Source organism: Treponema phagedenis (assembly GCF_008153345.1).
Lineage (GTDB): Bacteria > Spirochaetota > Spirochaetia > Treponematales > Treponemataceae > Treponema > Treponema phagedenis.
The window spans coordinates 1,571,220-1,582,253 of record NZ_CP042818.1; the positions used below are offsets into that span (position 1 = coordinate 1,571,220).

At 36.1% G+C, this 11,034-nt stretch carries 14 protein-coding genes; 9 read left to right on the forward strand and 5 right to left on the reverse strand.

Annotated features, from left to right (window positions below; genetic code table 11):
• Nucleotides 1-93: 93 nt before the first annotated feature.
• The 3 genes from FUT79_RS06920 to FUT79_RS06930 all read right to left on the reverse strand — a co-directional run bounded on the left by FUT79_RS06920 (nucleotide 94) and on the right by FUT79_RS06930 (nucleotide 2,596).
• Complete coding sequence (locus FUT79_RS06920) at nucleotides 94-714, reverse strand: DUF6796 family protein (protein WP_148889435.1); 621 nt, start codon at nucleotides 712-714, stop codon at nucleotides 94-96.
• 81 nt (nucleotides 715-795) lie between these two features.
• The gene (locus FUT79_RS06925) at nucleotides 796-1,440 is read right to left on the reverse strand and encodes a GNAT family N-acetyltransferase (RefSeq protein WP_197071906.1); all 645 of its coding nucleotides are present in this window, start codon (nucleotides 1,438-1,440) and stop codon (nucleotides 796-798) included.
• A 40-nt stretch (nucleotides 1,441-1,480) separates the two neighbouring features.
• Complete coding sequence (locus FUT79_RS06930) at nucleotides 1,481-2,596, reverse strand: Fic family protein (protein WP_024753537.1); 1,116 nt, start codon at nucleotides 2,594-2,596, stop codon at nucleotides 1,481-1,483.
• Between the two features lie 290 nt (nucleotides 2,597-2,886).
• Here FUT79_RS06930 and FUT79_RS06935 point away from each other — a divergent pair, with 290 nt between their 5' ends.
• Nucleotides 2,887-3,300 carry an EamA family transporter gene (locus tag FUT79_RS06935; RefSeq protein ID WP_044635080.1) on the forward strand — a complete coding sequence of 138 codons (414 nt, stop codon included), beginning with the start codon at nucleotides 2,887-2,889 and terminating at the stop codon, nucleotides 3,298-3,300.
• 70 nt (nucleotides 3,301-3,370) lie between these two features.
• Here FUT79_RS06935 and FUT79_RS15735 read toward each other — a convergent pair whose 3' ends face one another.
• Together FUT79_RS15735 and FUT79_RS06945 are read right to left on the reverse strand one after the other, a co-directional pair.
• Nucleotides 3,371-4,276 (reverse strand): Fic family protein, encoded by a 906-nt coding sequence (locus FUT79_RS15735; protein WP_197071907.1) that lies wholly within the window; start codon nucleotides 4,274-4,276, stop codon nucleotides 3,371-3,373.
• A gap of 89 nt (nucleotides 4,277-4,365) precedes the next feature.
• Nucleotides 4,366-4,947 carry a type IV toxin-antitoxin system AbiEi family antitoxin domain-containing protein gene (locus FUT79_RS06945; RefSeq protein ID WP_024753540.1) on the reverse strand — a complete coding sequence of 194 codons (582 nt, stop codon included), beginning with the start codon at nucleotides 4,945-4,947 and terminating at the stop codon, nucleotides 4,366-4,368.
• Nucleotides 4,948-4,984: 37 nt separating this feature from the next.
• Between FUT79_RS06945 and FUT79_RS06950 the strand changes: the two genes are divergently transcribed.
• The 8 genes from FUT79_RS06950 to FUT79_RS06985 all read left to right on the forward strand — a co-directional run bounded on the left by FUT79_RS06950 (nucleotide 4,985) and on the right by FUT79_RS06985 (nucleotide 11,013).
• The gene (locus tag FUT79_RS06950; protein ID WP_231577660.1) at nucleotides 4,985-5,608 is read left to right on the forward strand and encodes a hypothetical protein; all 624 of its coding nucleotides are present in this window, start codon (nucleotides 4,985-4,987) and stop codon (nucleotides 5,606-5,608) included.
• Between the two features lie 79 nt (nucleotides 5,609-5,687).
• Complete coding sequence (locus tag FUT79_RS06955) at nucleotides 5,688-6,521, forward strand: class I SAM-dependent methyltransferase (protein ID WP_044635082.1); 834 nt, start codon at nucleotides 5,688-5,690, stop codon at nucleotides 6,519-6,521.
• A 101-nt stretch (nucleotides 6,522-6,622) separates the two neighbouring features.
• Nucleotides 6,623-6,787 carry a transposon-encoded TnpW family protein gene (locus FUT79_RS06965; protein WP_018659278.1) on the forward strand — a complete coding sequence of 55 codons (165 nt, stop codon included), beginning with the start codon at nucleotides 6,623-6,625 and terminating at the stop codon, nucleotides 6,785-6,787.
• A 35-nt stretch (nucleotides 6,788-6,822) separates the two neighbouring features.
• Entirely contained in the window at nucleotides 6,823-8,793 is a 1,971-nt protein-coding gene (locus tag FUT79_RS15275; protein WP_280525101.1) for a VirD4-like conjugal transfer protein, CD1115 family, read from the forward strand.
• Nucleotides 8,794-8,875: 82 nt separating this feature from the next.
• Entirely contained in the window at nucleotides 8,876-9,061 is a 186-nt protein-coding gene (locus FUT79_RS06975) for an AbrB/MazE/SpoVT family DNA-binding domain-containing protein (protein ID WP_024753544.1), read from the forward strand.
• A gap of 33 nt (nucleotides 9,062-9,094) precedes the next feature.
• Nucleotides 9,095-9,340 carry a DUF1016 N-terminal domain-containing protein gene (locus FUT79_RS15740; RefSeq protein ID WP_197071908.1) on the forward strand — a complete coding sequence of 82 codons (246 nt, stop codon included), beginning with the start codon at nucleotides 9,095-9,097 and terminating at the stop codon, nucleotides 9,338-9,340.
• A gap of 29 nt (nucleotides 9,341-9,369) precedes the next feature.
• Complete coding sequence (locus tag FUT79_RS06980) at nucleotides 9,370-10,125, forward strand: PDDEXK nuclease domain-containing protein (protein ID WP_252714540.1); 756 nt, start codon at nucleotides 9,370-9,372, stop codon at nucleotides 10,123-10,125.
• Between the two features lie 81 nt (nucleotides 10,126-10,206).
• Nucleotides 10,207-11,013: a class I SAM-dependent methyltransferase gene (locus FUT79_RS06985; RefSeq protein ID WP_024753545.1), complete on the forward strand. Its 807-nt coding sequence runs from the start codon at nucleotides 10,207-10,209 to the stop codon at nucleotides 11,011-11,013.
• Nucleotides 11,014-11,034 lie beyond the last annotated feature (21 nt).

The window sequence follows — 11,034 nt, forward strand, 5'->3', positions numbered from 1 at the left end:
ATGCTCACCTCTACAACTTCAAATTTGTTTGTTCTATTATATCCAATAAACAAACATCTCAAAAAAGCCGATTTTAAAAACCGACCTTTTGTCTTAAACAATCAGAAGCGCCGCTCCAAAATATACTATTAGCATTAAATTTCCCAGTCCCACCGTAAAAATCACTTTAAAAGGTTTAGGCAATTTATTGAATAGAAAATAGGATAACTGTGTTACAAGAGGTGTAAATAATATGAACCATCTTGGATATACAGTTTTTCCAAGTACTATCATGGCCGCAATTAAAATAACATCTATAATCATAATGGACACAGAAATTTTTGACCAAAACTTTATATTTTTAACCATCTGGTCAATTGCCTCTTCATTTTCTGTTTTCCCTACAAGACCTAAATATGTGAAGTGAGAATGCCAGGCTCCTCCAAGTATAGTTGCAAGACAAGATATTAGACTTATTGCAAATCCAAATGTTTTATATTCATCTAAAGCACCGAACCAATTATTGAAAAAACCTATACATATAAAAAATGCAGAAACAGGCCCTAAAAGTCCTCCCAGACGCAGCCTCCACTGTGGAAATTTTTTTATTATATTTATGGCCTTTTTTTGATCCTTAAAGTCAAACTCCTCAGTAGTAAAGCATAATAGCATATCTCCGCAAAACATTAAAATCCCACCAAATAATCCCATGGCTAAGGTTAAATTTAAATACATGTTTCCTCCCCAACTAACCCATCATTGCTTCAATAAGCGAGTTAGGCATATATTAATTATAGCACTCTTAATCTACAATTATCAAACAAGTTCCAATCTCATCAATATCAATTCTTGATAGCCTGTATATCGAGATATAAAACCTCTCGGATTTCGCCCGTATTCAATAAAACCAATGCTTTCATACAAATTTACAGCATTTTGGTTTTCAGCAACAACCTCCAGTTCAATTTGTTTATAACTTGCCTTTTTTGCGCAATCAATGCACGATAATGTCAATGCTCGTCCAACACCCAAGCCCCAATATCTTTTTTCGATACTTATACCAAATTCAACTCGATGTCTGAGTTTTTCTTGTACTCCAATTTTACTAAGTCCAGCCATACCTACTAGCCTATTATCAATAACTGCACAAATTTGTACTTCGTCGGGACTGTTCTCCTTGTTTTCAAGAAACACCTTCTCATCATCTATACTAAATCCTTTCTCATCCAAATAAGAAAGAAGATAATCAGTTTCTTCACGAACAATATCAAAATTAGCAAGTACACTCTCGGCATCATTAAGCGTTGCATTACGGAGCAGACAAGTTTTCCCATTTTTTAACGTCACTGTTTTATGTATTTCATATGCGTTTATCCTCCCTGTGTTATTTTTTCCCACCCCATTGCTTTTGTGGTATCTCAACGGCAGGTGCCTTGTTGGGAAGTAATCAATTGTCCCCACTTTTTTTGTTCACTAACTATCTCTGCCTTTCAATCATCCCTTACTTCTTAAATCTGTATTTCCCTTTTCCATGTCCGGAAACCGGCTCGATGACTTCGTTCTCTACTATTTCTTTTAGAAGCTCAGATGCTCTGGATTCCTTAATACCAATAACTTCCATCACATCCGAACGCCCAAAAATTGTTTGTCCCGGAAATGCTTCACGCAGTCTAAGAATATAACTCGCAGTTTTCGTTTGGAACTTCTTCTCAATGTCCGGTTTTTCAGCTCCAATGTCCGGTTTTTCAGCTCCAATGTCCGGTTTTTCAGCTCCAATGTCCGGTTTTTCAGGCTCCTTGAATTTTCCGCTGATGTGCATTGTCCGGTTATGAAGCGGATGCTTCTCATTCATCAGAAGATTTCGCAAAAACAATTCCAGAAACTCCGTAGTTTCATGAATGCCGTTTTTCAAGTCGTTGTAATTTGCTCTGACCAGTGAATTCCTGAAATACCATGCATGCGCAGCAAAAATATCATTTACCACATTAAAGCCAAGCGTACGAAGATATTTGATGAAAAACACTGCTGTTGTTCTGGTGTTACCCTCGCCGAATACATGGATCTGCCAAAGTCCGGATACGAATACTGCAAGGTGATGGATAATCTCATCCATTGTGAGATTTCGATAGGAGAACTTTTTTTCTTTAGACAAATCATAGTCCAACGTCGCGCGCAACTCCGTAGCACTGCCATAAAGCACCGTCGCCCCATTAAGTACCCATTCCTTTTTTGTGATGTTATAATTGCGGATTTTGCCTGCATGGGGATAGATACCGGTAAACAATTTTCTGTGAATGGAAAGATATTCATTCGGTGTAAAGCTGAAGGCTTGCTCTGACAAAAGTGCGGCGATTCTGGCAGAGACCTTGTCTGCTTCTTCGGTTCGGTCTTCCGTATCGAGGGCAGGATTCTTCTCATAGTAAGTCTGAAGGAGTTCATTCGCCTCTTCAAAGGAGATTTCGCCCTCAATATTGCGGATAGCAGTATACACCAAATAATCTGATATCTTAAGTCCGTCGACAGCCTGTAGTCCAATGGCTGTATGCCACGCATACCCTTTATCCCTTTTTTTCGGCTCGGACTCTTTTATATATTCTTTAAACGGATCTTTGTTCATTTTATATTACCTCGCCGCTAAATTTTTATCATTGAAGGACCGGCTTGAAGCCAAACAACAATTGTTTTCTATTAATCTCTGCTACTTCGGCATCAATCGACAAGCCTTCAGCCATTTTATATTTTTGCGGGTATACGCATTTTTATAAAATACCATAAAATAACAGCCAAGCGCAAGCCGCTTTTTATATTTTTGGCAGATGCCGCTATGGTTGATTATTACATACCGTTTAACATGTTTTAATTTTTTTCCAAATAATGATAGGTTATATATATTCGGGAGGAAATAACATGTGGTTTATATTTGCGGTATTGTCTGCAATATTTGCGGCGGCAACATCTATACTTGCAAAGATCGGCATTGAGGGAGTTAATTCAAACCTAGCGACAGCAATCCGCACAGCGGTAGTTTTGGTTATGGCGTGGGGCATGGTGTTTATTACAAATGCGCAAGGCGGACTTTCAAATATTGATAAAAAGAGTTGGCTTTTTTTAATTCTTTCAGGACTTGCAACCGACGCATCGTGGCTATGCTATTATCGCGCAATCCAAATCGGAGAGGTTTCAAAAGTTGTTCCTATTGATAAACTCAGCGTTGTCATTACCTTAATTTTAGCTTTTGTTTTTTTGCATGAAAGCTTTACCGCAAAATCTCTTATCGGTTCTGTGCTTATTGCTGCGGGAACTTTGGTAATGGTGTTGTAATTTTTGAGCGGATATTTAATTACAAGCTGTGGTGCAATAAACTTACTTGTCATTTTGTAATGTCGCCTTGTTATTTTAATATCCGTAAATAATAATCCAGCCTTTCGTTGATGTATCCCGCAAACAAACCTTCCATCGCAGTCAGGTTATGCTTTACATGATACTCATCAAATGCATTGTAATAGGCTATTCGATCTGTAAATTTAATATTGATAGGGGGATAGCCTGCTTTCATCAGTTCCAGATTAACAAGCAGTCTTCCCGTTCTGCCGTTTCCGTCAATAAACGGATGAATCCCTTCAAACTCGATATGGAAACGAGCAAGCTTTGTAACGATGTGCTCGGTACTTTCCGCATAGTCCTGTAAAAGCTGCTGCATTTTAGGTTCAATCAGGTATGGCTGCACCGGTTCATGATGCGCTCCCATAATGCGCACAGGTATTCTTCGATAAATGCCGCGGTCTTCTTTTTTATCTGCAAGAACAAGATAGTGAATTTGTTTTATGAGACGCTCTCTGATAGGGGCTTTATCTTTTACCAACTTGCTCACATACTCAAATGCCTCCTTATGCCCCACGGCCTCCATATGATCTTTCAGAGGTTTCCGCTCCACTGTTAGCCCTCTGAGAACCAAATCCGTTTCACGCAGAGTAAGTGAATTCCCTTCAATCGCATTGGAATTATAAGTAAACTCGACAATAAATTCTTCATTCAGCCTTGCCGCTTCGCCCGCCGTCAATGGCCTTTTTGCGTCAAGCTCTGTCTTTTTTCGGTCAATCAAACGAAGAATGTTTTCTCTTGATTTGAATCTTCCGTCTGTAGGTTTTTCAGCATCAATGGGAATTTTCCAGCCCCGACCCTCCTGATACGCTCCTGAAATTCTACCCTCCGCACATAAAGCTCTTATTCGTCTATCTGATATACCCCATCTTTCAGAGGCTTGTTTTACCGTGATGAACATATTAGATACCTTCAATCTGCATTATAGCCTCATATCGGAATGATATCAAGATTATCGGAATAACATTTTGGCAGTTATCGGAATAATAAAAAATCACATTCATCTTATAACCTCCTCAGCAGCGTGCAGAGCTTTTTAATATTTGTGGCACGGTACTTATCTTGCAGTTCAGCAATCGTTTTCTTATTCAGATTCCGAAGTTCAGATTCTTCGATCCTCAGATCGTCAAAAAGCAAGCCTGAAAGCTCCTTTGTGTTTTTGACCGACCGCATGGTATACAGCTCATCGCACAATGCCTTTTCAGGGGATGCGATTCGATACCAGTAATCTCCCTCTTGCCGCAACTCAATGAATAAGGGAAACGTCGCAGATGGGACATCCCGATACGTAAAGGTTCCAAAAGGTGTATTATACTTTTTCTTTTTCTTCTTTTCAAAGGTAGCGCATGTGACGGTATAGACGGCCTCCGGAATAAGCCCGTAATAGGAGAGCGCAAATTCAAAGGAAATATAGGACGGACCATATATGCTCCCGGCCAGAAGATGTGCAGAAACGTTTCTATCTGTTTCATAAAGCCCCTTTGTAATCTGAAAGCACTCGCCCTTTTGAACCATCCGTGACAGCTTCGTCTTAGGCGAAGCATAGTCACTTAATTCTTCTAAAAGCATCGCCGTTGTTTTAATCATAATTTCGCCTCATAGTACAATTATACGCAACTATGAGGTGAAAATCAAGCATATTAATGCGCACAAGGATTTTAACCTTCCACCCAAAGAAAATTTGCAATCAATCTTTGAAAATCTTATCCGTAAAAATGCAGATAACAATAATGCAGATTTAGAGAAATATATAGAGAGTTATCAATTACTCAAAGAAAAAAATATCACTTCATTATCTGAGCTTAAAGAAAATATAGTTACCCTAAGAGATAAGAATTATAAGACCACAAGAGCCTTAAAAGATACGGAGAAAAAGATTGATGAAAAAACACAACTCATCGACCAGTCAGAAAAATATTTGAAGTACAAGGACATCTACAAAGCCTATGCAAAGTTAAAGAAAATAAAACAGGAAGATTTTTATAATGAGCATTCGGCGGAGCTTATTCTATTTGAAAGTGCAAGGAAACATCTCAAAGAGCATTTAGGGGAAAGTAAGACCTTAAATATATCCAAATGGAAATCGGAACTTACCACTTTGAAGAAAGATAAAAAGAGCCTATATAGTCAAATATTAGAAATACGAGAAGAAGTAGAACAGGCTGAAAAAGTTAAGACCTGCATAGAGCAGTTACAGGAACAAGAAAAGCGACCATCACAGGTAAAGAGCAATGAGTTAGGTCTGTAAAACTAATTGAAAATATTGATATAATGATATAAACATAGAGTGAAATAAAATTTCAATTAACTCAAGGAGGTGTGTTGAAATGCAAAAAGTAAAGATAGAAAAGAATACCGTTCAAGAAACATTGCTTGTGCCACTTTATGGTAGAAAAATGTGTTCTGAAAAATTTCCTGAACTTTATACAGACATTTTCGCAAAGAATTTATGCGATAGTTTGGATTATGATTTTTCAGAATTAGAGAGAAAAAATAATTCGTTTTTATATGAATTCGGATCACTTGAAGCGGCAATGCGTCAGTTGGATATTATGTGGGAAATCAAAGAATATCTAAAGACTTATCCAAAGGCAACTGTTGTAAATCTCGGTTGCGGATTGGACGAAACAGGAAAAGCTTGTGATAATGGAAGTTGTAAAATGGTCAATGTAGATTTTCCTGATGTTATAGAGGTTCGTAATCAGCTTATTTCAAATTATGAAAGAGAAAAAAATGTTGCCTGTGATTTAAAAGATTATTCATGGATGAACGAAGTAGACGGTTCAAATGGAGTTATTTTCTTTGCGGCAGGGGTATTTCATTATTTTAAGAGAAACGAAGTAAAGGATTTGGTTTTAGAGCTTTCTAAAAGATATGTAGGAGGCTGCTTGATTTTTGATAGTGTAGGCAAGCTTGGTTTAAAGCTAATGATGTCAAAGATACTAAAGAATATGGGCATCAGCGATGTAGAAGGATTATTCTATACAAATAATCCAATGCAAGAGCTTAACTGGTCGGACAAAATAAAAATTACATCAAAAGGCTATATGTTAGGCTACTATGACATGAAAAGCCCCAATATTCGTTTCTCTCATCGCTTACTTGCAAAGATAGGCGATGATATGATGAAGATGGCTATAAATAAAATTGAGTTTGTTTAACTCAAGCAACTAAATACAATCTATAACATATCAACTTACGAAACAGTAAATCATAAAAGGTTTACTGTTTTTTCTTTGTCTAAAAATGGAAAGGAGGACACATGGAAGAAGAAAAAAGAGATATAAAAAAACTACAACATAAACAGCTAATAATGGATATTGGAAAGACAAAATATACTGTAAATCTACATTTTAAGCAAGGTACAGGGGAAACATACAAGGATAAAATACTAAAGCTAATCAAGAGAGAAACAGAGAAGATATAAATTTGTCAAAGAAATTTTGTTTATGTCCTTGACAAATCTTTCCAAAAGGCACACTTGTGTTAGAGTGTGGAAAAATGCTTTATGAAAATGGATATGACATAAAGATTTTAAATACAATAAACTTTAAAAAATCTATGAAATACAATCCCTTTGCATACTTGAGAAGTGAAAAAGATATTTTAAAGCTTGTTCAAACTATAATTGCAAATACCAAGGGAGATGGAGAAAAGGCAGGAGAAGATTTTTGGGTAAAGGCTGAAAAGTTATATTACACTGCCCTCATCGGTTATATTTATTATGAAGCACCAGAAGAAGAAAAGAACTTTGCAACACTACTTGATATGATAGACGCTTCAGAAGTAAGAGAAGATGATGAAACCTACATGAATCCGATTGATAGACTCTTTGAAGCACTTGAGAAAAGAGAACCGACACACTTTGCGGTGAAGCAATATAAAAAGTACAAATTGGCTGCTGGAAAAACTGCTAAGTCAATTCTAATATCTTGTGGAGCAAGACTTGCCCCTTTTGACATAAGAGAGCTTAGAGAACTAATGAGTGAAGATGAACTTGAGCTTGATACACTGGGAGATAGAAAGACAGCACTCTTTGTTATCATCTCCGATACAGATGATACTTTTAACTTTGTGGTATCTATTATGTATTCTCAGCTATTTAACTTGTTATGTGATAAGGCTGATGATGTGTACGGAGGAAGATTACCTGTTCATGTAAGATGCCTACTTGACGAGTTTGCAAACATCGGCTTAATTCCAAAGTTTGAAAAACTGATAGCGACAATCCGTTCCAGAGAAATATCAGCGAGTATAATTCTTCAAGCACAATCTCAGCTAAAGGCAATCTATAAAGATAATGCTGACACAATTGTGGGCAACTGTGATAGTACCTTGTTTCTTGGTGGAAAGGAGAAAACAACACTTAAAGAGCTTTCTATGAACGGTTTTACATTATCGACAGACAAAATTGGTGATGAAATAACCGCAGAGCAGCTAATCAATTTAATAGACGATAATATTGAAATAACTGATGTCATTCAAAAAGAAAAGATTACAAAGCCGGATTTACCCTTTGACCTGACAACACTTCAAAGAGAGTGTAATAAATATTTTGGATATTCAGCAAAGCAGACGCTTGATTATGCTCAAAGCCTATATGAAAAGAAACTTATTACCTATCCGAGAACAGACAGCAGATGCTTAACGGAAGATATGATTGTAAGTACGGTCAATAACATTTTAGGAAAAAATGATTTTGATACAGAGCGTATCAAGACGGTATTTAACTCAAAAAATGTTACGGATCATCACGCTATTATTCCGACAGTAAGCTCGTTGAGTGAAGATTTATCGAGTATCCCTGATAGTGAATCGAAGGTATATAGGCTTATTTCTAATAAGCTTCACGCAAGTGTAGGCTATCCATTAGTGGAAAACACAACAAAGATTGTAGCTGAATTTGACGGATTTGAATTTACAAGTTCAGGCAAGGTAATTAAGGATGAAGGCTTTAGCCAACACCTTAAAGAATACAAATCAAAAAAGAGTGAAGATGCTGTATTGTCTGATGTAAGTATTGGTGATGTTTTAAGCATTGAAAATAAAGAGATTAAAGAGAAATTTACTAAGCCGCCCAAGCACTTTACTGAAGATACGCTTTTAAAGTCTATGGAGATTGCAGGAAATGATGCCTTAGAAAAAGGTGTAGAAGTGGAAAGAAAAGGTCTTGGCACTCCGGCAACAAGGGCAGGAATTATTGAAAATCTAATCTTTAAGGGATTTGTCGAAAGAGATAAGAAAAATCTAATTGCTACACATAAAGGAATCAGTCTTGTAACGATTGTAGCAGATACCTTCAAGTCAGCGGAAACAACTGCAAAGTGGGAAATGGAATTAGCGGATATTGCCCAAGGGAAATCGTTTAAGAAAGAATTTTTAGATGCGATTGAAAATGAGATAAAAGAGGCTGTTTTGACATATCGCAAGTAAGACAGCTCTAATTTCAGATTAGAAAAACCCTCTAAAAATGCTATAATTTCTTGTAGGAAAAGTAGGGCGAAAGGAATTAGTCATGAAAGATATATTTATGGATACTGCTAAAGTTATGTCCAAGGGGCAGGTTACCATTCCAAAGAGGATACGAGATCTTTTGAATTTAGAAAATGGGGACTATGTAACTTTTATTGTAGATGAGGGGAGAATACAAATTGTTACTTCAAAGACTTTCATTGAGGATAATATACAAAGTAGGAAATAAATTATAAATGTCAGATACCTATAGGAGGAACTTATGGATAAAGAAAAGACTTCTTTACAAAATATAAACGCAGAAAAAAACAGCAATCCGTTTGAAGAGATTGTTACGATTGTAGAAAATGCAAAAGGTCGTGCATATAGAAAAGTTAATGAAGAGCTGATCTTAATGTATCGAGAGGTAGGGAAATACATTAGTAAAAAAACTGAGGAAGCATCTTACGGCTCCGGATTTGTTGATAATGTGGCAGAATTTTTTTTTCGACAAACTATCCTGAGCTGAATGGATTTAATCGTAGAGGACTTTACAGAATGAAGCAATTCTACGAGTTATATAAAGATTATGAAAAAGTGTCACCACTGGTGACACAATTGAGTTGGACTAATCACTTGAAAATAATGTCAGCTTCTAAAAGCCAAGAAGAGAGAAGGTTTTATATTGAATTGGCAGTAAAAGAAAGATATTCAAAGCGTGAGTTGGAAAGGCAGATAGATGGCGGTTACTATGAACGCTTTATGCTTTCAAATGGCAATATGTTGCCGGCAATTCAAAAAGCAAAACAAGAAACACATAATTTGTTTTTAGACAAATATGTTTTAGAGTTCCTTGATGCACCAAAGGGTGGTAACGAAAGAGGCTTTCAAAAATCAATACTTGAGAACTTGAAGAACTTTGTTTTAGAAATTGGAAAAGATTTTTCCTTTATAGGGAATGAGTATAGGGTACAGGTTGGAAACCATGACTATTACATCGACCTGTTATTTTATCATAGAGGATTGTCATGCTTAGTTGCATTTGAACTCAAGCTTGGAGAATTCAAGCCTGAATATATAGGAAAGATGAATCTCTATTTGGAAGCATTGGATAGAGAAGTTAAAAAACAAACGGAAAATCCAAGTGTTGGAGTTATTCTTTGTGCATCAAAAGATGATGAGGTTGTAGAATTTGCACTTAGCAGAAGTCTTTCACCAACAATGGTATCGGAATACACCTTAAAACTGATAGATAAAAATTTATTGCAGAAAAAGCTGAAAGAGTGTATACTGAAATTGCAGAGGAAAAAGTAGAAGCAAATGAGGAATGAAAAAGGAATATTATAGGAGAGGCTTTAATTTGCAGCCAATTAAGATGTCGAAAGGAGTAAAAGGATGAGTGTTGAAAGCATACTAAATGGTGTAGAAGATACCCTGTATATCCCGCTTGTAGGAAGAATATATGCAACAAAAAAGTTCCCTGAATTTTTCTATGATGAAAAGGCTTTATCCTTAGAGTCACATATACCGACAGACAGCATAGACAAAAACAGCAACGAATATTTTTATATGGCGAGTGTTTGTAGACAACAGAAAATAGATGAAAAGATAATAAGTTTTCTTAAAGATAATCCTGATGGAAATGTAGTGTTTTTAGGTGCAGGCTTAGAAACTGCTTATCATCGTATAAGAAATAAAACTGCCAACTTTTATCAAGTAGATTTGCCGAGTGTTATCGAAATTAGAAAAAGAGTGCTTGGAAATGGCAATAACGAAAATCTTATTTCAGGGGATATGTTCAAACTTGATTGGATTAAAGAAATAGATACAACACTTCCAACACTGATTTCTGTTTCGGGTGTTTATCAGTATTTTGATGAGTCTAAAATTATAGAGATGATTAAAAGTATGAAAGCTCAAATTTCTAATGGAGAATTAGTCTTTGATGCTACAAATTCTAAAGGGTTAAAACTTGCCAACAAATATGTGAAGAAAACGGGAAATACAAATGCACAAATGTATTTTAGTGTAGATAGCCCAAAGGAATTTGCAAAGTATACGAACACTAAGCTTGTAGAAGTAGATGGATTTTTCCAAAAGGCATTAAAGTATTGTCATGGATTAAAGTTAAGTACAAAAATATATATGTATTTTGCAGATAGATGGAACAGGACATTGGTTGTACATTTAAGATTTAACTGATAGAATTTTCTATATATTTAA